Here is a 22,676-nt window from a genome sequence, read left to right on the forward strand (position 1 = left end):
GCGACGGCTCAGCCGGCGGGAATCGCCGACTCGGCCGCTGCTTTGATCCGGGCACCGAACGCCGGGGCATCCTTGCGGGCGGCGGCGAGCGCCAGGCCGACGAGGAGCTTGCCCAGGCCATGGCCTTCCAGGACGTTGAAGATACGCAGCCGGGTCCGGCCGTCGGGCAGGGGCTCCAGGTCGTAACCGCCCTCGCTCGCGGTCACGCTGTTCTTCGACACCTCGGCCCACCGGATCAGTCCGGGGGCTTCGAGCGCGGTGATGCGGAACTCCCGTGCCGTCTTCATCCCGGCGTCCTTGACGGTGCTGCGGAAGACCGTCCCCACGGCCGTCGGCGCGTCGGGCACCCTTTCGATCTTCTGCACCCGGGGGCTGAACTGGGGATCGTTGCGTCCGTCGGCGAGATACTCGAACACCGCCTCGACGGGCCGGTCGATCTCCACGGTCGCTTCGAACGTTCCTGACATGAGCGCTCCTCGGTCACTTCAGCCCTGCGGTGTCCGCGACGCGGTTCGAAGGAACGTGTCGGACCGCCCGACTGCCTCAGCGGGACCCTACGGGACCGGCCGGTCTCCCGCGAGCGTGACGCCGGTTGGGACCACCGCCCGGCGCGTGCGGTGCGGTGGGCGCTAGGCTTCGCGCGGCACGGATACGACGGGGGCGGCACGTATGAAGTCCGAGGAGACACCGCGGTGGGCGTCGGCCCTCGACGCGGTCGTGGTGTACGCGCAGGGCGCCATGTGCAGCCGGCGGGCGCGGGGTTCCGTGCCGCCGGACGGGCGGGTACGGGTGACGGGACTGCCTCGCTCGCTGGACCCGGGGTCGCTGCGCGCCCGCGTGCTCGGCGACAGCGCGGTGCGGGTCACCGAGGTACGGGGGGAGGTGGACGCCGAGCCGTCCGCCACCGGCTCCTCCCACGCGTTGCGGCACGAAGTGGAGCGGCTGCGCGACGCCCACGGCGCGGTGCAGGGGCGCCGCGACCGGGTGCTCGCGCGCATCGCGGAGGTCACGGACCTGCGCCCGGTTCCGCCGCCGCGCAAGCGTGAGGACCCGCACCGCCGCACGCCCGCCGAAGCGTGGCTGACCCTCGCCGACTTCGTGGACGAACGGCTGACGGCCCTGCACGACCGCCTCGCCGAACTGGAGACGGAGCTGGACCGCCTCGACCACGAACTCACCGTCGCCGCCGACCGCCTGGCCCGGGCCTCCACCGACGCCCCCTCCGCCCACGTCCGGACCACGGTCTGCGCCGTCCTGACCCTGGACGGGTCCGGTGAGGTGGAACTGGAGCTGGAGTACGGCGTTCCGGGTGCCGTCTGGGTCCCGGCCTACCGGCTGGCCTACCGTCAGAGCGCCGACAGCGGCAGCCTGGTGCTGCGTGCCTCGGTCGCACAGCGCACCGGGGAGGACTGGACCGGGGTGCGCATCGCCCTGGCCACCGCCGATCTGCGGCGCCGCACCGACCTGCCCAAGCTGCGCTCGCTGCGCATCGGCCGCCGTCAGCCCGTACCCGCGCCGTCCGGCTGGCGCGAACCGCCGACGGGCCTGGGCGACCTGTTCACCGGGTACGACTCGGCGGGCCCGCGCCCTCAGCCGCGTACGAGCCCCGCGTCCCCGATCGCCGTCGGCGGTCCCGTCCCGCCTCCCCTCCCCGCGCCCCCGGCCTACAGCGGAGCACCCGCACGGCCCGGCGAACCGGGCAGCGCCCGCGGGGCGCAGGCCGACGGGCCCGACCGCTCCACGGCCTACGGGCAGGCCCCACCGCAGCCACTCGCCCGCCCCCGAGGCAGAGCGGGCGGCGCACCGGCCCCCGCTCTCGCCGCCATGGCACCGGCCGCCGGAGGACCCCCGCCGCCACCAGCACCCTCCGGCCCGATCGCCCCGCCGCCCCCCGCGCCGGTGACCGGTCCGCCGCGCCCCAGCGGCGACGAACTCGACTACGCCGCGCTCCACCTCAGCGGCCCCGACGAGCCCGCCGCGCGCCGGGGCCGGCTGTTCCCCGACGCACCGTTCGACCCGGTGGCCGTCGAACACCGCCGCCGCGCCGAGGCGGTGGCCTCGCTGCCGCTGCCCGGGCACGCGGTACGCCCCCGGGAGTCGGCGGGTTCCTTCGACCACCGGTACGACGCCGTCGCCCGCGCGGACATCCCCTCGGACGGCACCTGGCACACCGTCACCATCAGCGAGATCCCGGTCGGTCTGCGGACCGAGTACCTGTGCGTGCCGTCCGCGGAGCAGCGGGTGTACGGGACCCTCGTCCTGTCCAACGCCACCGACCAGGCGCTGCTGGCCGGTCCGGTGGAGGTCACCGTCGACGACGACTTCCTGCTGACCGCCGCGCTGCCCACGCTCGCCCCCGGCGGTGTCCGCCGGATGGGCCTCGGACCCGCCGAGGGCGTCCAGGTCACCCGGCGCACCCACCTCAACGAGTCCACGGCGGGCCTGCGCAACAACGTCACCGTGCTCGAGCACCGCGTCCAGGTGGACCTGGCCAACCGGCTCGCCCGGCCCGTCTCCGTCGAGGTCCGCGAACAGGTGCCGGTCACCTCCGATCCCGATGTGCGCATCGACGAACGGGCCGACTGGACGGTGCCCGACGACGGCGCGGGGCCCGATCACCATGCCCCCGGCACCCGCGTGTGGCGTGTCGACCTGCCGCCCGGCGGCACCGTCGCGCTGCACGGCGGCTACGACATCCGTATTCCGGCCGCGAAGGCTCTGGTCGGCGGCAACCGCAGGAGCTGACACACACCATGCCCACGGATCCGGAACTGATCCCCGCCCCCGTCACCGCCGTCACCTGCCTGGAGGACCGCGCCCAGGTCGAACGCACCCTCGCCCTCGACCTGCGGGCCGGTGTGCAGCGGCTGCGGCTCGGGCCGGTCAGCGCCCTCGCCGTCGACCGCACCCTGCACGCCGAGCTGACCGCCGACCACCAGGCAACCGTCCTCGACGCCCGCATCGTGCGCGCCTGGACACCGCGCGGGCCCCTGCCCGCCGCCGACGACTCGGCGCTGCGCCTGCGCGTGCACGCTCTGGAGGAGGAGCGCCGCACGCTGGAGCAGCGCACCGACCGGCTGCGCACCCGCCTGGACCTGCTGGGCCGGCTCGCCGCGGACCTCCTGCGCGAGATAGGCGAGGGAGCCGGAACCGGCGAGACGGACCCGACGCGCTGGAGCCGGGAACTGGACCGCGTGGACGACGAACGCGACACCCGCAGCGAGGAGTTGCGCACCGCGCAGGCCCGGCTGACGACGCTCGCCACCGAACTGCAGGAGACCGAGCACGCCATCCGTCTGTCCGAGCACCGGCCCGCCGAGCTGCTCGCCCATGTCGAGCTGGCCGTACGGTCCGCGGCCGCGGGGCCGGCGCGGCTGCGGCTGACCCACCTCGTCCCCTGCGCGCTGTGGCGCCCCGCCTACCGGGCCGTGCTCGACGCGGACACCGTGACGCTGGAGACGGACGCCATGGTCTGGCAGCGCACCGGCGAGGACTGGTCCGACGTGGCCCTCACGCTGTCGACGGCCCGCTCCGCCGCGGCGAACGAACCACCGACCCTGGTCGAGGACCGGCTGACCCTGACCGACCGCTCCCCCGCCGAGCGGCGCACGGTCGAGGTGGAGGTGCGCGAACAGGAGATCGCCGACCTCGGCCCGGCCCCCGTGCTCGGCCTGCCCGGCGTGGACGACGGCGGTGAGACCCGGGTGCTGCGCTCCCCCGCACCCGTCTCCGTCCCGGCCGACGGACGCGCCCACCGCGTTCCGCTCTCCCGCGTCACGGCGCCCGCGCGCAGCGAGTACGCCTGCTCCCCCGAACTGTCCCCGCTGGTGACCCAGGTGGTGCGGTTCGACAACTCCTCCGGGCACGCGCTGCTCGCCGGCCCCGTGGACCTGGTGCGCGGCAGCGGGTTCAGCGGCCGCGGCACCCTCGATTTCACCGCTCCCGGCGGGCCCGTCGAGCTCGCGTTCGGCAGCCACGACGACTACCGGGTGGTGCGGTACGCTGAGGAGTCCCGCGACACCGCCACCATGACCCAGCGGACCACGGTCACCCACACGGTGCGCCTGCACCTGTCCCGCTTCTCCGCTCCGGGAGCGGACGGCGAGCAGACCGTGGTGCTGCGGGAACGGATCCCGGTCTCCGAGGTCTCGGCCGTGGACGTACGGCTGCGCAAGGAGGGCTGCTCCCCCGCCCCCCACGCGGTCGACGACGAGGGCATCGTCCGCTGGGACATCGCCCTGCCGCCCGGCGCCCGCCGCACGGTCACCCTCGTGTACGAGGTCTCCGCGGGCGGCAAGGTCAGCGGGCTCTGAGGACGGGGCGGTGGAGGGCCACATGACGCAGCAACAGACCGTCGCCGTCGCGCACATGGACGGCTCATCCGCTGCTCGTGCCGCGCACGCGTTCAGGCTGATCTACGCCGAAGCGTTCGCCGGGCCCCCGTTCCACGAGACCGAGGACGACGTCGCCGCCGCCTTCCGCCGCTTCCCTGTGCAGACCGCCAACCCCACGTTCCGCGCCGCCCTGGCCCGCACGAGGGACGGCGAGCCGGTCGGCATGGCGTACGGCCACATGCTCGCGCCCGAGGCGGTGTGGTGGGACGAGCTGACCGAGCCCGTGTCCGACGACATGCGGCGCGAGGACGGGCACCGCACCTTCGGCCTGATGGAGTTCGCGGTGCGTGAGCCCTGGCGCGGACAGGGTGTCGCACGACGTCTGCACACGACACTTCTCGGCGCCGTCCGAGCCGAGCGGGTGCTGCTGAACGTCCATCCGGCGAGCGAGGCGGCATCGGCCGCGTACCGGGCGTGGGGGTACCGCAAGGTCGGTGAGGGACGCCCCGGGGGCTCCGGCGCGGACCTCCACGACGTCATGCTGCTCGACCTGCGCTGAGCGGCGGCGCCCCCGCCGACCAGCCCGTGACACCGCACGCCTCCGCCGCCCGCCCTCCGCCACCCCACCCCGCGTACCACCACACCCCTTATTGCAATTAATATGCAACAGCTTTGGATCTTCGATAAGGGTGTGAGGTCGCATGACGGTCCGACGGATACGGACAGCCGCCGCCACGGCGGCGATACTCACGGGCGTCGCCGCCTGCTCGGCCCCCGGCACCGGCACCGGTGGCGACACGGCCGACTCCGTCGTGATCGGCGTGGCCTCCGAACCGGACACGCTCAGCCCTCTGCTCGGCTACGGCAAGGACGGCAACTCGAAGATCTTCGACGGCCTCCTCGCCCGGGACGCCGACCTGAAGCTGAAGCCCGCCCTGGCCAAGGCGCTGCCCGAGGTCGCCGCCGACGGCCTCACCTACACCTACACCCTGCGCGAGGGCGTGAAGTTCAGCGACGGCGAGCCCCTGACCGCCGCCGACGTGGTCTACACGTACGAGACGATCCTCGACGCGAAGACCAACAACACCAGCCGCAGCGAACTGGCCGCCGTCGAGCGGGTCCGCGCGGACGGCGACGACACGGTGGTCTTCGACCTCAAGTACCCCTACGCCCCCTTTGCCGGGCGCACCGTGCTGCCCATCGTCCCCGAGCACATCGCCGGCGAGCAGGACCCCAACACCGGCCCGTTCAACACCGAGCCGGTCGGCACCGGCCCCTATGTGCTCACCTCCTGGCGCAAGGGCGAGAAGCTCACCTTCAAGGCCAACCCCGAGTACTGGGGCGGCGCGCCGAAGGTGACGAAGGTGACCATGGCGATCATCGAGGACGACAACGTGCGCGCCACCCGGCTGCGCTCCGGCGACCTCGACGGCGCCGTCCTGCCGCCCAACCTCGCCGCCACCTTCGCGAAGGACAGCGGCACGACGACGTACGAGGCGAAGACCTACGACTTCCGCGCGGTCACCCTCCCCGAGGAGAACGAGGTCACCGGCGACCGGGCGATCCGGCAGGCCCTCGACGCGGCCGTGGACCGCCGGGCCATGGTCGACACGATCCTCGACGGCGCCGGCCGCCCCGCGTACGGGCCGCTGCCCGTCGACGACCCCTGGTTCGCCCCCGGCATCGAGCGCGAGCACGACCTCGCCACAGCGCAGCGGATCCTCGACGAGGCCGGCTGGAGGACCGGTGAGGGCGGTGTCCGCGCCAAGGACGGACGGCGGGCCTCCTTCACCCTGCTGTACCCCTCCGGCGACAAGGTCCGCCAGGACCACGCCCTCGCCTACGCCTCCGACGCCAAGAAGGCCGGCATCGAGGTGAAGGTGGAGAGCGCCACCTGGGAGGTCATCGAGCCGCGCATGAAGGACGACGCGGTGCTGGCCGGCTTCGGCAGCAACGGCGACCCCGACTACGGCCTCTACACGCTGCTGCACTCCTCCCTCGCCGGCGACGGCTACAACAACATGGCCCGCTACGACGACCCGGTCGTGGACCAGGCACTGGACACCGGCCGCCGCAGCTCGGACGAGGCGACCCGGAAGGCCGCCTACGCCGGACTCCAGCGCGAGCTGGTGAAGAACCCCGGCTACACCTTCCTCACCCACATCGACCACGTCTACGTCCTCGCCGACCGCTGGGCGGGCCTGACCACGCAGATCGAGCCGCACGAGCACGGCTTCGCCAGCGGCCCCTGGTGGAACCTCGAAGCCTGGCAGCCGAAGAAGTGACCGCACTGCCCTGGGGAGCGATGGCCCGCCTGGCGGGGCGACGGCTGCTGTTCATCGCCCCGATCCTGCTCGTGGTCACCTTCGGTGTCTTCGCGATCGCCGCCGCCTCCCCCTTCGACCCGGTCAAGGCGTACGCCGGCACGGCGGCGCTCGGCGCCGACACGGAGACGCTGGAGCGGCTGCGCCAGAACCTGGGCGTGGACCAGCCGTTCACCAGCCGCTGGTGGGACTGGCTCACCGCGGCGCTCGGCGGCGACCTCGGCCAGTCCAGCGTGATGCGGCAGCCGGTGGCCCAGGTGATCGGCGAACGCCTCGTCTGGTCCTCGCTGCTGTGCGCGGTCGCGTTCGTGATGGCGGTGCTCACCGGCACGCTGCTGGGCGTCCTGGCGGCCCGCCGTCGCGGCTCGCTCCTCGACCGGACGATCACCTCCGCCGCGTACGCCCTGGAGGCGGCGCCCGTCTTCTGGCTCGCCCTGCTGGCCGTCTGGCTGTTCGCCCTCGAACTCGGCGTGCTCCCGGCGGGCGGCCTGACCGACACCGCGAGCGAGCAGGTCACCCCCGGCCAGGTCGCGAGCCACATCGTGCTGCCGGCCGGAGTGCTCGCCGTCTCCCAACTCCCCTGGTTCACCCTGTACGTCCGCCAGGGCGTCGCCGACGCGCTCGCCGAGGACCCGGTACGGGGCGCCCGCGCACGCGGGTCGAGCGAACGGACCGTGCTGCTCGGCCACGCCCTGCGCTCCGGGCTGCTGCCGGTCCTCACCCTCGTCGGCTCCAGGGTCCCCGAACTCATCACCGGCGCCCTGCTGGTGGAGAGCGTCTTCAGCTGGCCCGGCATCGCGGCGGCGACCGTCGAGGCGGCCACCGCCGTCGACTTCCCGCTCCTCGCCGCACTCACCACGCTGGCCACCGCCGCCGTACTGGTCGGCAATCTCCTCGCCGACCTGCTCTACGGCCTGTTCGACCCGAGGGTGAAGTTCAGTGACATGTGAATCACCTCCCGCGACGGCCTGGCGCTCCTACGGCGAGAACCGCCGCTCCACCCGAACGGTGCGGGTGCGTGTCTCGGCCGCGCTGGTTGCCGCGACCGTTCTCGCCGTCCTCCTGGTACCGCCGCTGGTCCAACTCGACCAGCAGGCCGTCGACCTGTCCGCCAAGCTCCTCCCGCCGAGCTGGGCCCACCCCTTCGGCACCGACGACCTCGGCCGGGACCTGCTGGTGCGCTGCGTCTACGGACTGCGCGTCTCCCTGCTGGTCGGGGTGGCGGCGGCGCTCGCGGCGACCGTGCTCGGCACGGCCGTCGGGGCGACCGCCGGAGCGCTGGGCGGCTGGGTCGACCGGGGTCTCATGCGGATCGTCGACACGGTCTCCGCCGTCCCGCACCTGCTGCTGGGCATCTTCATCGTGGCCATGTTCCGGCCCGGTGTGTGGCCGGTGGTGGTCTCCGTGGCGCTCACCCACTGGCTGTCCACCGCACGGATCGTGCGCGCGGAGACGCTGTCCCTGCGCTCGCGGCCGTACGTCGACGCCGCCGTCTCCGGGGGCGCCTCCCGGCGGCGCGTGGCGGTACGGCATCTGCTGCCCGGCGTACTGCCGCAGGCCGCGCTGGCCGCCGTACTGATGGTGCCGCACGCCATGTGGCACGAGTCGGCACTGTCCTTCCTGGGCCTGGGCCTGCCCACCCACACCGCCAGCCTCGGCACCCTCATTCAGGGCGCCCAGGGTTCCCTGCTCGCCGGGCAGTGGTGGCCCACCCTCTTCCCCGGCCTGTTCATCATCGTGCCCACCCTCGCCCTCGCCGGTCTCACCGGCGCCTGGCGGGAGCGGATCAACCCCCGGCGCCGATCGGAGCTGATGCTGTGACGCCCCCAGCCGGTCCTCCCGTGCTCTCCGTACGCGGACTGTCCGTACGCTTCCTGATGCCCGGCGCCCGCCGGATCGCGGCCGTCACCGACGTCCGCTTCGACGTGGCCGCGGGTGAGTGCCTGGCCCTGATCGGGGAGAGCGGCTGCGGCAAGTCGGTCCTCGCCTCGGCCCTGCTGGGGCTGCTGCCCGCCAACGCCCAGGCCGCGGGCGAGGCCCGCCTCGGCGACCTGGACCTCCTCGCCGCCGACGAACGCACCCTCGCCCGCACCGTCCGGGGCCGCCTGATCGGGCTCGTACCGCAGAGCCCCGCCGCCCACCTCACCCCCGTCCGCACCGTCCGGTCCCACCTGGAGGAAACGGTCGGCGCGCTGACCGGCGTCCGCGGGCGGGCCGCCGTACGACACGCGGCCGAGGCCGCCGCCGAACGCGCCGCCTTCCCCGCCGACCACCTCGACCGCCATCCCCACGAACTCTCCGGCGGCCTCGCCCAGCGCGCCGCCACCGCCCTCGCCCTCGTCGGCGACGCCCGCATGCTCCTCGCCGACGAACCCACCACCGGCCTCGACCGCGACCTGGTCGACCACACGGTGACCGAACTGCGCCGTCACGTCGACACCGGACAGCACGCCCTGCTCATGATCACCCACGACCTGGCCGCCGCCGAGCGCATCGCCGACCGGGTGGCCGTGATGTACGCGGGCCGGATCGTCGAACTCGCGGACGCCAAAGCGTTCTTCGGGGCACCGGGCCCTCGCCACCCCTACAGCCGCGGCCTCCTCGACGCCCTCCCCGACCGCGCCTTCACCCCGATCCCGGGCCTGCCGCCCGAACTCGGCGACCTCCCCGGCGGCTGCGCCTTCGCCCCCCGCTGCCAGCGGGCCACGGGCGCCTGTGCCGCACTCCCCCGGACGACCGACGGCATCGCCTGCCACCACCCGCACGTACGGGAGGACCTCCGTGCTTGACCTGCACGACATCACCGCCGGATACGACAGAAGGACCCCCGTCGTGCGCGGTGCCGGCGTGACCGTCGCCCCCGGCGAGGCCGTCGGCCTGCTCGGCCCCAGCGGCTGCGGCAAGTCCACCCTCGCCCGGGTCGCGGCGCTGCTGCACCGCCCCGACGCCGGCACCGTGACGCTCGACGGAGAACCGGTGCGCCGCTGGCGCCACCGCGCCCCACGCGCCCAGCGCACCGCCGTCGGCGTCGTCTTCCAGCAGCCCCGTGTCTCCGCCGATCCCCGGCTGCCGCTCACCGACCTCATCGCCGAGCCCTTGCGCGCCAACGGCCTCCGCCGGCAAGTCCCGGAGCGGGTGGCGGAGTTGGCGTCGACCGTCGGCCTCACCCCCGACCTCCTGCGCCGCCGCCCCCACGAGGTCAGCGACGGCCAGCTCCAACGCGCCTGTCTGGCCCGGGCCCTGGTGCTCCGCCCGCGCTGGCTGATCTGCGACGAGATGACCGCGATGCTCGACGCGTCCACCACCGCCGCTCTCGTGGCAGCCGTCGAGGAGTACCGCGCCACCAGCGGCGCCGGCCTGCTCGCCGTCGGCCACGACCAGGTGCTCCTGAACCGCTGGTGCGACCGCACGCTCCACTGGGACGACATCACCGGCCGCACCGCACGGACGGCGTGAGCGCGACACCCCCCGGGGCCGGAGCCGACGACGTTACGCTTGCGTACCGTGCAGGAGACCCGCCTCGACACCGCCCGGATCCGGGCGGCCCGCCGAGTCATCGACCCGCAGTTCCTCGACACCCCCCTCTACCGCTGCGAGGCGCTGGAGCCCGCCCTCGGCTGCGCGGTGAGCATCAAGCTCGAAACGGCGAACCCGGTCCGCAGCTTCAAGGCCCGCGGCACCGAACTGGTCGCGAGCCTGCTCGCCGAGCACGGCCCGCAGGCCGTGGTGTGCGCCAGCGCGGGCAACCTCGGCCAGGCGCTCGCCTGGTCCGGTCGCGGCCGGGGCCTCGACGTGACCGTCGTGGCCTCCCGCTGCGCTACCGCGGCCAAGCTCGACCGCATCCGCGCGCTGGGCGCCCGGCTGGAGCTGGTGGACGGCGACCACGAGACGGCGCGCGAGCGGGCGGCGGCCATCGCACGGTACGACGGCATCCGGCTGCTCGAGGACAGCCTGGACCTCGAGACGTGCGAGGGCGCGGCGACCATCGGCCTGGAACTGGCGGACAGCGCGCCCTCCTTCGACACCGTCTTGATCGCCCTCGGCGGCGGAGCGCTGGCCACCGGCATCGGTCATGTGCTGAAAGCCCTGGCACCCGGCGTCGAGGTGATCTGCGTCCAGCCGCTGGGCGCACCGGCGTTGACCCGCTCATGGCACCGACGCCGCGTCGTCACCACCGACTCAGCCGACACCATCGCCGACGGCGTCGCCGGCCGCCACCCCATCCCGGCCGTCCTGGACGACCTCCTCCTGGTCGCCGACGACGCCGTCCTGGTCCAGGAGACGTCGATCATCGCCGGCATGCGGCTGCTCCTCTCCCACGCCGGCCTCGTCGTCGAACCCTCGGCAGCGCTCGGCATCGCCGCGATCCTCGAAGACCGTGCCCGCTTCGCCGGCCGCCACGTCGCCACCGTCGTGTGTGGCAGCAACGTCGACATGGACAGCTATCACCGCTGGGTCGGCATGGGTGGATGATGGCCGCCATGCGCATCCGCATCGACGCCGTCGACCTGCCCGGCCTCACCCGCCCCGCCCGTACCGACGGCAAAGTCCCCGCCTACGACAATCTCCGCGTCGCCGTGCAACGCCGGGACCGTCCTGCTGAACTCCTCGACCCGCAGCCCGGTGACGCGCCGTCCGCCACCTGGACCCTGGAGTGCACCACCAGCGACTCGCCGACCGGCACCGAGATCGCGGGCCCTTACGTGCAGAACCGGCTGGGCCGGCGGTTCATCTACCTGTCGTGGTGCACGGCGGACGAGGCAGGCGTCCTCTCGATGTTCCGCCGCGCCAAGCTCATGCTCGACGTCATCCCCGCCGACGTGCTCGCCGCCGCCGAACGTGACGGGCTGCTGATCGGACGCCTCGGCCTGACCGACGCGGAAGGCGGGCCCCTGTGCGCCCGCGTCGAACCGCCGCACGTCACCTGGACCGCCGCACCCACCGGCTAGGAACCCGCCTCCCCCGCGGTGTGTCGAGCCCTTTCCGCCGATGTGACCTTCATCCCCACGGGGGCAATCAAGGTGTCCGCCGTTGACCCGTCCGCCGACGGTCAAGGCGGCGGCGCCAGGCGCATCGGGGCAGGTCACCGCGGTGCGGGCACCCGAAACCGGCAGAACAGGTCGTCCCCGGGAATCAATATCTGTCGTCGCCAAGTGAGAAATAGCTGAGGCGCCCGGCGAGTATTCCCCGACCTGCGATCCGGGACCGAATTGAGGACCGTGCGGGGCCGATCACGCCGTGCTAATGTCGTCGTCAGTTGCAGGTGTGGTTGCCAGAAGGTTCATTTTCCTACGGGGTAATCAGCACGGGCGACCCGGAATCCGCACAGGGCGAATTTCGAATCATCGTCTCCGAAGGAGAATTAACATGGCTACTGGCACCGTGAAGTGGTTCAACGCGGAAAAGGGCTTCGGCTTCATCGAGCAGGACGGCGGCGGCGCCGACGTCTTCGCCCACTACTCGAACATCGCCACCCAGGGCTTCCGTGAGCTGCTGGAAGGCCAGAAGGTGTCCTTCGACATCGCGCAGGGCCAGAAGGGCCCGACGGCGGAGAACATCGTTCCCGCCTGACACGGCAGCAACGCATAACTTCGCAGCTGGGGCCCGCACCTTGGGGTGCGGGCCCCAGCTCGCTGCATTTCAGGGCGCGTGACGGGAGACCCCAGCGCGTCACCTATAGGTGACGCATTCCCCGTCGATACGACTCGGCGCCCACATCAACGGGCCCGTTCTCGCGATTCTCTGCGCCGTTCATTTTGCTGCGGAAAATTCCTTGCTACGTGCCTACGCACCCACATCGAGGAAGGTTCCGCTTGAACCGCGCACGCACTCCCCGCTCGACCCGCCCCTACGACCGCTCCGGGGGTGCCCCGGCCCAGCGCTCGGGAGCTCCGCGGCGTTACCAGGGCTCCAGCCGCCGGCCGACCGCCCCGCAGGGCGAATTCGCACTGCCGGTGACGACGACGCCCCCGCTGCCCGCCGTCGAGGCGTTCACCGATCTCGCCCTCCCGTCGCCGCTGCTGGCGACGCTCGGCCGTCAGGGCGTGACCGAGCCGTTCCCGATCCAGGCGGCGACGCTGCCGAACACGCTGGCCGGCCGTGACGTGCTCGGCCGTGGCCGCACCGGTTCGGGCAAGACCCTCGCCTTCGGCCTGGCGGTGCTGGCCCGTACGGCGGGCCGCAGTGCCGCGCCGCGGCAGCCGCTGGTCCTGATCCTCGTCCCCACCCGCGAGCTCGCCCAGCAGGTGACCGACGCGCTCACGCCGTACGCCCGCGCCGTGAAGCTGCGACTGGCCACCGTCGTCGGCGGCATGTCGATCGGCAGGCAGGCCGGCGCGCTGCGCACCGGCGCCGAGGTGGTCGTCGCGACGCCGGGGCGGCTCAAGGACCTCATCGACCGGGGCCACTGCCGACTGGACGACGTCGACATCACCGTCCTCGACGAGGCCGACCAGATGGCCGACATGGGCTTCATGCCCCAGGTCACCGCCCTGCTCGACCAGGTGCGCCCGGAGGGCCAGCGGATGCTGTTCTCCGCCACCCTGGACCGCAACGTCGACCTTCTCGTCCGCCGCTACCTGACGGACCCGGTCGTCCACTCCGTCGACCCCTCGGCCGGAGCCGTCACCACGATGGAGCACCACGTGCTGCACGTGCAGGAGGCGGACAAATACCGGACGACCACCGAGATCGCGGCGCGCGACGGCCGGGTGATCATGTTCCTGGACACCAAGCACGCCGTGGACCGCCTCACCCAGCACCTGCTCACCAGCGGCGTCCGCGCCGCGGCGCTGCACGGCGGCAAGTCCCAGCCCCAGCGCACCCGAACCCTCGCCCAGTTCAAGACCGGCCAGGTCACGGTGCTGGTGGCGACCAACGTCGCGGCCCGCGGCATCCACGTGGACAACCTCGACCTGGTCGTCAATGTGGATCCTCCGGCCGACCACAAGGACTACCTGCACCGCGGCGGCCGTACCGCCCGCGCCGGCGCGTCCGGCAGCGTCGTGACCCTCGTCACTCCCGGCCAGCGCCGCGGCATGACCCGGCTGATGGCTTCGGCCGGTATCGCCCCCCGGGTCACCGCGGTGCGTTCGGGTGAGGAGGAGCTGAGCCGCATCACCGGCGCCCAGGCTCCTTCGGGTGTGCCTGTCGTCATCGCCGCGCCGACCGTGGCCCGTCCTCGCCGTGCGGGGTCCTCCGGGGCGCCGTCGGCCCGAGGCCGCTACGACCGCCCCACCCAGGGGCGCGCCACCGGGCGACCGGCACGGCGCAGGCCGCAGCGGTCCGCCTTCGACGCGACGGCCTGACGACCTGACGGCTTGATCCTGGGCTCACCCATCTGCGAGGAGACAGCTTTGACAGCGGTGCACGATCCCGTTCTTCCGACCATGGCCGAGGGCCTGGACGCGTCCGGACCGCGGGTCCGCGACGACATGACCGTCGAGGTCGCCCTCTCCCTCATGGCCGGTGCCCGCGTCGAGTACCTCCTGCTGTGCGACGGGGACGACCAGCTCACGGGCTCGATCACCCGGGCCGAGCTCGCCGTTCACCGTGGCAGCTCCACGTACACGGACCGGATCCGTCTGCGGGACATCGCCTCGGGCGCGCATCGCCCGGCCTCCGCGTGACCTGACCGAACCCCGGCCCCCAGCGAGGGCCCTGCCGACACACGTCGGCAGGGCCCTTTCTGCCGTCCCGGGTCCAGGGTCGGACACCGAAGCGGACCGCAGGGTATCTGCATCCCCTGAGCGCCGAAATCTACTTTTGCCAGAGTAGACATTGGGACCTGGTCTGGTTAGGCTATGTCTCGTAGACACGGTCGAGCGAAGCCGCCAGACACGAACTGGCGGGTTGCAGTATCGAGAAACACGCAGGTAACCGTTTCACCCAGTGGTTGGTTCGAAGGAAGGACGGAGGAGCAGACGCCATCAGGATCGCCCGGCCGGAGCAGTGTGCGGCCGGGTACCGCAAGACCCCGGAATGGAAGGTGGTCCCCGGTCAAGCAGCCGCGATCCCCGCACCCCCCTGAGCAGGGCTGGTAGCGGAAACAGAAGGTCGGCGCAGCATGAGGGCCGACAGATGGTGTTGAATTTCCTTCGGGGCCCTGGTGCCGTACGGCACCAGGGCCCCTTGACGCATTGCTCAACGAGGTGACATGACAGCAGATACCCCCCTCAGTGGTCGTCTGGACGACGACGACTACCCCGCATACACGATGGGGCGGGCCGCCGAGATGCTCGGCACCACCCCGGCCTTCCTCCGAGCCATCGGCGAGGCTCGTCTGATCACGCCGCTCCGCTCGGAGGGCGGGCACCGCCGGTACTCCCGCTACCAACTACGGGTCGCGGCGCGCGCCCGCGAGCTCGTCGACCGGGGCACCCCGATCGAGGCCGCCTGCCGCATCGTCATCCTCGAGGACCAACTCGAGGAGGCACAGCGCATCAACGCCGAGTACCGCCGCCGCGCCGGCCACGCAACGTCCGACAGCTCCGCTCCCGACACCGGCTGACCCCCTGGACGCCGCTGGAGTCCATCGGGCCGTATGACTTCTCCTGGCGCCAGGGTCCGTCCCTGGCCATGGAGGCCGGCTGTCGTTCTGGCCTCCTGGGACCCCGCGCGCTCACCGGCAGGGATACCGTCGGGCGGATGAGTGAACACGACGCCCTCAGTGTCACGCGCGAGGCCTATGACGCCGCTGCTTCCCTGTATGCGCAGATGTTCCGGGACGAGTTGCGGGACCGGCCCTTGGACCGAGCGATGCTGAGTGTCTTCGCCGAGGCCGTGGGGGTGAGCGGGGGCGGTCAGGTCGCGGACCTGGGATGTGGGCCCGGCCATGTCACCGCCCACCTGGATCAGCTGGGGCTGGCGGTGCTCGGTGTCGATGCCTCGCCCGCGATGATCACGTCAGCTCGACAGGCATACCCCGGGCTGCGGTTCGACGTGGGTTCCATGGTCGCGTTGGAGATCGCTGACGGCGCGCTCGCGGGCGTACTGTCACGGTGGTCCGTCATCCACACTCCACCGGCGGAGCTCCCGGTCATCCTCGCGGAGTTCCACCGTGTGCTGGCGCCCGGGGGCCACCTGCTGATCGGTTTCTGGGCCACCGACGGTCCGGCTCAGCCGACCGAGGTCTTCGATCACGCGGTCGCGCCGGCCTACCGGTGGTGGCCGGATCACCTCGCCGCACTGTTGCGCACAGCGGGACTGGCCGAGGTGGCGCGGATGGTTCGTGAGCCGCAACCCACGGACCGGCGGCAGTTCAAGGAGGTGTACCTCCTCGCCCGTAAGGCGGAGGCAGGGGCAAGGGCAGGGGGTGCTCGTCCGTAATCGCCTTTCGGGTCACTGCGAGCGGGAGCTAGTGTGCCTGCGGCGAGTGATGCACCACGAGGAGCGAAGACATGGTCGGTCGTTCGAGCACGCGTTGACGTTGTACGGCCGTGAGTGGCCCGTCATCGCGTGCCGCCCTTGATGTGGCGTGGCACAGCGAGCCCTTCTTTTCCCGCTGCCTGAAGGTCCTCCCAGGGGTCCCTTGTGCCGTGCTCTTCCTCCGCCGCATCCGACTCCGGTCCGTACGGTCGCCGAAGCCTGTGGCGTGACAGCGACTTCCGCAGACTGTGGGTGGGCCAGACGGCCTCCCAACTCGGCGAGCACACATCCCTCGTCGTTCTGCCGCTCTTCGCCGTACTGACACTCCATGCCGATGCCGGCCAGTTGGGCGCCCTGCGCGCGGTGGGGCAGGCACCGATCCTGCTGCTGTCGCTCTTCGCCGGCGCATGGGTGGACCGGTGGCGCACCCGCACGCTCATGGTGCTGACGGACGCAGGCCGGGCCCTGGCACTGGGCGCCGCGGCCGTGGCCGGCGTCCTGGGCTGTCTCGGGCTGCCGGCCCTGTTCGCGGTCGCCTTCGCCGTCGGGGCGCTGTCCGTGTTCTTCGTCGTGGCCTACCAGGCGTCGCTCGTACGGCTGGTGGAACGCGATCAGCTGGTACGGGGCAATAGCGCGCTGGAGGGAAGCCGGTCCGCCGCACAGATCGGCGGTCCCGCACTCGGCGGCACATTGGTGTCCGCGCTCTCGGCGCCGGTCGCTGCCGCATCCAGCGCGGTGTTCTTCGCGCTGTCGTTCCTGTCGCTCCGCGGATCGCTCGCCGTGAATCCCTCCCCGACAGCTCAGCGCGTCCTGCTCGGGTGTGGCGGCGCATCCATGAGGGCCTCCGCTTCGTCGCCCGTGACACCTCATTGCGGACGGTGTGCCTCGCATCAGCCGCCTTCCAGTTTTCCTTCGCGGCGGTGATGACCGCCTATCTGCTGTTCCTGCCGCGGGAGCTGCACCTGTCGGGCACCGCCGTGGGGCTGGTGCTGGCGGCGACCGGGCCGGGTGCGCTGCTGGGTTCACTGCTGGCGGCCCGCCTGCCTAGCCGCTTGGGACATGGCATCGTCCTCGTGTCCGCGGCAGCGATCGGCGACGGTGTGTTCCTGTCCGTGCCCGCGCTGCACGGCTCCGGCGCGGTGACAGTTCTCGCGCTGCTTGCCGTCAACTTCGTCTTCGGGACCTTCGGCCAGCTGGTGAACGTCACGGTCATGGCAGTCCGGCAGACAGTCACTCCGGACGGCATCCAAGGCCGCGTGGCCGCGACGATCAACTTCGTCGGCCTGGGGCTGACTCCACTGGGTTCGCTGCTCGGCGGCTTTCTCGCGGAGACATGGGGAGCACGCACGAGCCTGCTGACAGCAGCCGCCGGCATGCTGCTGTCACCGCTGCTGATGGCCCTGTCACCCCTGGCCCGCCTGGGCCGGACACTTCCCTCCCCGACGGTCCCCGCTGGACAGTGAAGCAGGGACACAACACCGCAAGTCTGTTCTCCCTGCTGCATCTCAGCCACACAACAGAGAACATCGCGAGCCTTTTCCGTAGTATCACTACGACACAACTGTGCGGCAGTAACTTTCACCGAGCGCGCAGTACCAGCCCGAACAGCACCCCACATTAGGCATCGCATACGCCGCCGCCGGACGACTGACTGACGGCGGCAACCAGAAAGGGCGTGAGCAACGTGTCCGAAACAACCGCTGCCAACACCGAGTTGACCTCGCAGTACAGTGCCCAGGTAACGGGCGACCTCGAGCGGAACCTCAAGGAGCAGGAGCGCCTCGGCGACGAAATCGCGGCGCTCCAGGTGCAGTTGGCCGCTCTGCGGCACGACCAGGCCGTCCTGGTCAGCATCCAGCAGGCACTCGGCGTCACCGCGGAACCCACTGCGGAGCCCACCGCGGAACCCGCCGCCAAGGTACCCGCCGCCCGCAAGAAGCCGGCGGCCGCCTCCACCGCGAACAAGCAGGCAAAGGGCAAGAAGCCTGCCACGAGCCGCAAGCGCACCGCCAAGAAGAGCACCGAGAAGACGCCGGCCGCTGCCGCTTCCGCCGCGTCCCCCACACTCGTCGACCTCGTCCACGGTCACCTCGTCGACCAGCGTGAACCCCGTTCAGCGGCGGAAGTCACCACCGCGCTGGCACAGCAGTACCCGGATCGCGGCATCAAGACGACCGTCGTGCGCACCACCCTCGAAGGCCTCGTGGCCAAGAACCGCGCGCAGCGCACCAAGCAGGGCAGTTCCGTCTTCTACACCACCCCCGAGGCGGCAGATGCACCCGCAGCCGACGAGGAGCCCGCACCTCAGTCGTCCTGAGCCGTCGGCGCCGCACACACCGGGCGCTGCCCAAGCGGCGGCCCGGGATGCGGCGCCCAGCGGGGCCGGCCCCCGGCGGCTCAACGCAGCGCGCTCTTCTGCTGCCACTGGGCCCACGACAGGTTCCAGGCACCGAAGCCGTTGCCGGGGTCGACCACGCCCTTGGTGTCCTTGCCGGTGATCTCGAAGGGGTCGCCCGGGCGCACCTGCCCGTAGAACCAGGCCGCGTTCGCGTCGCTCATGCCTATGCAGCCGGAACTCTGGTTGGAGTTGCCGAAGTAGCGGGCGTTCCACGGGGCGGCGTGTGCGTACATGCCCGACCAGGTGAGGCGCATCGAGTAGTCGACCATCTTGTCGTAGGCGTCACCCAGGCCCACGGTCTCGGAGTTCATGTTGATCGTGCCCTCCTTGGCCATGAGCACGGCGGTTCCGCGCCAGGATCGCTTGTCACCTCCGGGGGTGCCGCCGGAGACCGGTATGCGCCGCACTGTCTCGCCGTCACGCACGAGGGTGAGCTGGTGGCGGTCGAGGTCGACCTTGGCGATCTGCCGGGCGCCGATGGTGAACGTGGTCGTGTAGTCGCGTACGAACCAGCCGCCGTCCGCGCCCGAGTCGGTGCCGTTCAGTTCGGCCTTCAAGGTGACCTCGGTGCCGGGCTTCCAGTACGTCCGGGGCCGCCAGTCCACCCGGTCCCGGCCGGACCAGTCGCGTATCCAGCCCCAGGATCCCTCGGTGTTGTTCGAAGTGGTGATCTCCAGGTGCTTCTCGACCTCGGCGCGGTTCTTGACCGGATGGTCGAAGACCAGGGAGATCGGCTGGGCGACGCCGACTGTGGCCTTGGCGCCCGGCCGCCAGTCGACCTTGTTGACCTTCTCCGCCGGCGCGGTGCTGAAGGCGGCCTTGGTGCTCTTGGCGGTTCCGGCAGCGGTGCGGGTCGCCGCCGTCACGGTGTACGCCGCGCCGGGTACGGCCTTGCGGTCGGAGACCCATGACCGGCCGTCGGCGGCCACCTTGCCGGTGAGCCGGTGGCCCTCGTCGTCGGTGACGCTCACCGAGGTGAGCGTGCCGCCGGTGGCGGTGACCCGCACGGGCTCGCCCGCCGGGACCCGGTCCCCCTCGGGCGTGACGGTGACCTTGACGGGGCGGTCGGCGGCGGCCCCCGGTGCCTCGCCGTCCTGAGGATCGGGAGAGCCGCTCGGGGAACAGGCGGCGAGTGCGGCCAGCAGGACGGCCAGGGTGGTGGCTCGGACGCGGGTGTGAGCGCGTGCACGGGTGCGCGACAACAGGACCTCCGGGAGGACGTTCACAGGGCGGGTGATGGGGCGATGTGGTGACTGTAGAGCCGTAAAACCCGAGCTCAGCGGCTGTGGAGCAAGGTGACGGCGACTGGTGCGGAACGGTCATGGTCCGGTCACATTCGCCGGACGGGGCGGTCATGGGCCGCTGTGAACCTCCTGTGTGTCCCCGCGACAGGTCCGGGGAGAAGGAGGCTCAGACCGTGTCAGCGCTGCTCGTTCCGCCCGGCCGCTCGTCCAAGGCACACCACCAGGGTTTCGCCCTGCGTCCCATCACCGCGGAGACCTACCGCGCCTTCCTCGCCACCCCGGGCGGCGCGGCCTTGGGTGCCGGTTTCCTGCAATGCCCGTCCTGGGCCGAGGTCAAGGAAGGCTGGCGCGCGCAACTCCTCGGCTGGGGACCGGATCCGGAGGCGGGCGAACTGACCGGCGTGGCCCTGGTGCTGCTGCGGCAGTTCCCCGGCACCCGCAAGTACTTCGCCTACCTCCCCAAAGGGCCCGTCGCCGACTGGAGCGACCCCGACGTCGACGGCTGGCTCGGTCCGCTGCTGGACCATCTGCGCGGCGCGGGAGCCTTCGCCGTGCGCATCGGGCCCTCGCCCGCCTACCGGCGCTGGGACGCCACCCTGCTCAAGCCGCTCACCGGCCCGGGCCGACGCCTCGGCGACGTCCTCGCCAGTGAGGTCGACCCGCTCGGCACCGCCGTCGCCGAACGGCTGCGGGCCCGCGGCTGGCGGCGCTGCGGTGGTGACACCGGGCAGGACGGGGACGCCCAGCCGCGGCACGTCTTCCATGTGCCGCTCGCCGGACGCACCCGCGAGGACCTGTGGTCCGGGCTCAATCAGGAATGGCGGCGCAATGTCCGCCGGGCGCAGAAGGAGGGCGTGGAGGTGACGGTGGGCAGTGCGGCGGAACTCCCGGAGTTCTACCGGCTGCTGGGCATCACCGAGCGCCGCGACGGATTCCGGCTCGGCCGCTCGCTCGCCTACTACGAACGCCAGTACGCGGCGCTCAACGCCGAGGAACCGGGCCGGATGAAGCTGTACCTCGCCCGGCACCGAGGCGAAATCCTGGCCGCCCACACGATGATCACGGTGGGCCGCCGGGCCTGGTACCAGACCGGCGCCTCCGCCGACCACCGGCGCGAGGTCCGTCCCTCCAACGCCCTGCAATGGCGGATGCTGCAGGACGCCCTCGCCCTGGGCGCCGACGTCTACGACATGCGCGGGGTACCCTCCACCCTCGATCCCGAGGAACGTGCGTACCGACTGCTGCGGTGGAAGCTCGGCACCGGAGGACGGGTCGTCGAGACATTGGGGGAATGGGAGCAACCCTTGAGCGGCAGCGCCAACCACACGCTCTACCGCGCCTTCCAGGCGTACCTCAACCGCCGATGAAGCAGACCACGCCGACCGGTACGCACCCCGCGGACATACCCGCACCCACCCCTTCGAAGGCTGACTCCGCGGCCCGCGGTAGCGCCGTCATGGCCGCCGGGTCCGTCGTCTCGCGGGCCACCGGTTTCGCCCGCTCCGCCGTGGTCGCCGCGGCGCTGGGCACCATCGGACCGGTCGCCGACGGTTACGCGGTCGGCAACGCCCTGCCCACCATCGTCTACATGCTGCTCCTCGGCGGCGCGTTGAACGCCGTCTTCGTGCCCGAGCTGGTCAAGGCCGCGAAGGAGCACGCCGACGGGGGCGCCGCGTACACCGACCGGCTCGTCACGGTGTGCGTGGCCGCCCTGCTGGCCATCACCGCGACCGCGGTGTGGGCGGCCCCCGCGATCATCGACGCGTACACCGGCTACACCGGTGAGCAGGCGGCGATGACCACCGCGCTCGCCCGTTACTGCCTGCCTCAGATCTTCTTCCTCGGTCTGTTCACGCTCCTCGGGCAGGTGCTCAACGCACGGGGCCGGTTCGGCGCGATGATGTGGGCGCCGGTCCTGAACAACCTCGTCGTCATGACCGTGTTCGGTCTGTACCTCGCCCTCGCCATGGGCGGCGGGGACACCCTCACCGCGACCGAGACCGCCGTGCTCGGCTGGGGCACCACCGCCGGCATCGCCGTCCAGGCCCTCGTCCTGCTGCCCGCGCTGCGCGCCGCCCGGTTCCGCTGGCGGCCGCGCTTCGACTGGCGGGGCAGCGGGCTGACCCGCCCGCTCGGCGCGGCCGGCTGGCTGGTGCTGCTGGTCCTGGCCAACCAGGCCGCCTACTGGGTCACCACCCGGCTGGCCACGTCCGCGGGCCTGGACGGCGGCCCCGGATACGGCGCCTACAACAACGCCTATGCCCTGTGGGTCGTCCCGCACGGCATCGTCACCGTCTCCGTGGTGACCGCGTTGATGCCCCGGATGAGCGCGGCCGCCACCGACGGCGACCTCCCCGCCGTACGACGCGACGTCTCCCACGCCCTGCGCGTCTGCGCCGCCGCCGTCGTACCCGCCGCCTGCGCGCTCCTCGCCCTCGCCCAGCCGGTGATGGCCCTGGTCTTCGGCCACGGCAGGACCAGCGCCGCCGACACGGCCGCCATGGCCGGGATCCTGATGGCCTTCGCGCCGGGACTGATCGCGCTGTCTGGCCAGTACGTCCTGTCCCGCGCCTTCTACGCGCTCTCCGACACCCGCACGCCGTTCCTGCTCAACCTGGTCATCGTCGCCCTCAACGCGGGACTGTCCCTGGCCGCCGCCCACCTGCTGCCGGCGCGCTGGGCCGTGACCGGCATGGCGGCGGCGTACTCCCTGGCGCTGTGCGCGGGGTGGGCGCTGACCGCCCGGGTACTGAGCCGCCGGCTCGCCGTCGAACGGGCCCTGCACTCGGCCCCCGTCGGCGCGCACGCCCGCCTGCTGCTGGCCGCCGTCCCCGCCACCGCGCTGGGTCATCTCGCCGCAGCGGGAACCGCACCGGCCGGAGCGATCATCTCCACGGTTGCCGGCGCAGCCGTCGTCGCGCTCGTCTTCGCCCTGCTCGCCCGTCCACTGCGCCTGACCGAACTCGACGCGCTGCTCCGCCGCGTGCGCCGCACAGCGACCCGGACCTGA

20 protein-coding genes and 1 pseudogene are annotated in these 22,676 nt (G+C 72.2%); 19 read left to right on the forward strand and 2 right to left on the reverse strand.

The window, feature by feature from the left end:
* Positions 1–8: 8 nt before the first annotated feature.
* Entirely contained in the window at positions 9–467 is a 459-nt protein-coding gene (locus tag M8H82_RS06705; RefSeq protein WP_250071536.1) for an SRPBCC family protein, read from the reverse strand.
* A gap of 202 nt (positions 468–669) precedes the next feature.
* On the opposite strand from M8H82_RS06705, the gene M8H82_RS06710 reads away from it, so the two are divergent.
* The 17 genes and pseudogenes from M8H82_RS06710 to M8H82_RS06790 all read left to right on the forward strand — a co-directional run bounded on the left by M8H82_RS06710 (position 670) and on the right by M8H82_RS06790 (position 18,341).
* Entirely contained in the window at positions 670–2,745 is a 2,076-nt protein-coding gene (locus tag M8H82_RS06710; RefSeq protein WP_250071537.1) for a DUF4139 domain-containing protein, read from the forward strand.
* 8 nt (positions 2,746–2,753) lie between these two features.
* Positions 2,754–4,313 (forward strand): mucoidy inhibitor MuiA family protein, encoded by a 1,560-nt coding sequence (locus M8H82_RS06715; RefSeq protein ID WP_250071538.1) that lies wholly within the window; start codon positions 2,754–2,756, stop codon positions 4,311–4,313.
* 22 nt (positions 4,314–4,335) lie between these two features.
* Positions 4,336–4,893: an N-acetyltransferase gene (locus M8H82_RS06720; RefSeq protein ID WP_250071539.1), complete on the forward strand. Its 558-nt coding sequence runs from the start codon at positions 4,336–4,338 to the stop codon at positions 4,891–4,893.
* A 142-nt stretch (positions 4,894–5,035) separates the two neighbouring features.
* A complete protein-coding gene (locus M8H82_RS06725) occupies positions 5,036–6,619 on the forward strand; it encodes an ABC transporter substrate-binding protein (RefSeq protein ID WP_250071540.1) in 1,584 nt (527 codons plus the stop codon).
* A 20-nt stretch (positions 6,620–6,639) separates the two neighbouring features.
* Positions 6,640–7,608: an ABC transporter permease gene (locus M8H82_RS06730; protein ID WP_250071755.1), complete on the forward strand. Its 969-nt coding sequence runs from the start codon at positions 6,640–6,642 to the stop codon at positions 7,606–7,608.
* Positions 7,598–8,479, forward strand: coding sequence for an ABC transporter permease (locus tag M8H82_RS06735; protein WP_250071541.1), 882 nt, complete (start codon positions 7,598–7,600; stop codon positions 8,477–8,479). The genes M8H82_RS06730 and M8H82_RS06735 overlap by 11 nt, the downstream gene beginning before the upstream one ends.
* A 56-nt stretch (positions 8,480–8,535) precedes the next feature.
* The gene (locus tag M8H82_RS06740) at positions 8,536–9,447 is read left to right on the forward strand and encodes an ABC transporter ATP-binding protein (protein ID WP_250071756.1); all 912 of its coding nucleotides are present in this window, start codon (positions 8,536–8,538) and stop codon (positions 9,445–9,447) included.
* Positions 9,440–10,114, forward strand: a complete 675-nt coding sequence (locus M8H82_RS06745) for an ABC transporter ATP-binding protein (RefSeq protein ID WP_250071542.1) — start codon at positions 9,440–9,442, stop codon at positions 10,112–10,114. The genes M8H82_RS06740 and M8H82_RS06745 overlap by 8 nt, the downstream gene beginning before the upstream one ends.
* Before the next feature lie 48 nt (positions 10,115–10,162).
* Positions 10,163–11,131 carry a threonine/serine dehydratase gene (locus M8H82_RS06750; RefSeq protein WP_250071543.1) on the forward strand — a complete coding sequence of 323 codons (969 nt, stop codon included), beginning with the start codon at positions 10,163–10,165 and terminating at the stop codon, positions 11,129–11,131.
* Between the two features lie 8 nt (positions 11,132–11,139).
* A complete protein-coding gene (locus tag M8H82_RS06755; protein WP_250071544.1) occupies positions 11,140–11,607 on the forward strand; it encodes a DUF5990 family protein in 468 nt (155 codons plus the stop codon).
* A gap of 418 nt (positions 11,608–12,025) precedes the next feature.
* A complete protein-coding gene (locus M8H82_RS06760) occupies positions 12,026–12,229 on the forward strand; it encodes a cold-shock protein (RefSeq protein WP_028799214.1) in 204 nt (67 codons plus the stop codon).
* A gap of 242 nt (positions 12,230–12,471) precedes the next feature.
* Positions 12,472–13,965: a DEAD/DEAH box helicase gene (locus M8H82_RS06765; RefSeq protein ID WP_250071545.1), complete on the forward strand. Its 1,494-nt coding sequence runs from the start codon at positions 12,472–12,474 to the stop codon at positions 13,963–13,965.
* An 81-nt stretch (positions 13,966–14,046) separates the two neighbouring features.
* Entirely contained in the window at positions 14,047–14,286 is a 240-nt protein-coding gene (locus tag M8H82_RS06770) for a hypothetical protein (protein WP_250071757.1), read from the forward strand.
* A gap of 527 nt (positions 14,287–14,813) precedes the next feature.
* Positions 14,814–15,167 carry a helix-turn-helix domain-containing protein gene (locus tag M8H82_RS06775; RefSeq protein ID WP_250071546.1) on the forward strand — a complete coding sequence of 118 codons (354 nt, stop codon included), beginning with the start codon at positions 14,814–14,816 and terminating at the stop codon, positions 15,165–15,167.
* Between the two features lie 137 nt (positions 15,168–15,304).
* The gene (locus tag M8H82_RS06780; protein WP_250071547.1) at positions 15,305–15,985 is read left to right on the forward strand and encodes a class I SAM-dependent methyltransferase; all 681 of its coding nucleotides are present in this window, start codon (positions 15,305–15,307) and stop codon (positions 15,983–15,985) included.
* A gap of 204 nt (positions 15,986–16,189) precedes the next feature.
* Positions 16,190–17,487: pseudogene (locus tag M8H82_RS06785) on the forward strand (MFS transporter).
* Positions 17,488–17,708: 221 nt separating this feature from the next.
* The gene (locus M8H82_RS06790) at positions 17,709–18,341 is read left to right on the forward strand and encodes a hypothetical protein (RefSeq protein ID WP_250071548.1); all 633 of its coding nucleotides are present in this window, start codon (positions 17,709–17,711) and stop codon (positions 18,339–18,341) included.
* Between the two features lie 80 nt (positions 18,342–18,421).
* Here the strand turns inward: M8H82_RS06790 and M8H82_RS06795 are convergent, their stop codons facing one another.
* Positions 18,422–19,624 (reverse strand): Ig-like domain-containing protein, encoded by a 1,203-nt coding sequence (locus tag M8H82_RS06795; protein WP_250071549.1) that lies wholly within the window; start codon positions 19,622–19,624, stop codon positions 18,422–18,424.
* Positions 19,625–19,839: 215 nt separating this feature from the next.
* On the opposite strand from M8H82_RS06795, the gene M8H82_RS06800 reads away from it, so the two are divergent.
* Together M8H82_RS06800 and murJ are read left to right on the forward strand one after the other, a co-directional pair.
* On the forward strand, positions 19,840–21,033 hold the full coding sequence (locus M8H82_RS06800; RefSeq protein ID WP_250071550.1) for a lipid II:glycine glycyltransferase FemX: 1,194 nt from the start codon (positions 19,840–19,842) through the stop codon (positions 21,031–21,033).
* Complete coding sequence (gene murJ / locus M8H82_RS06805) at positions 21,030–22,676, forward strand: murein biosynthesis integral membrane protein MurJ (RefSeq protein WP_250071551.1); 1,647 nt, start codon at positions 21,030–21,032, stop codon at positions 22,674–22,676. Before M8H82_RS06800 ends, murJ begins: the two co-directional genes overlap by 4 nt.

It is taken from the genome of Streptomyces sp. YS415, assembly GCF_023544665.1.
Classification (GTDB): domain Bacteria; phylum Actinomycetota; class Actinomycetes; order Streptomycetales; family Streptomycetaceae; genus Streptomyces.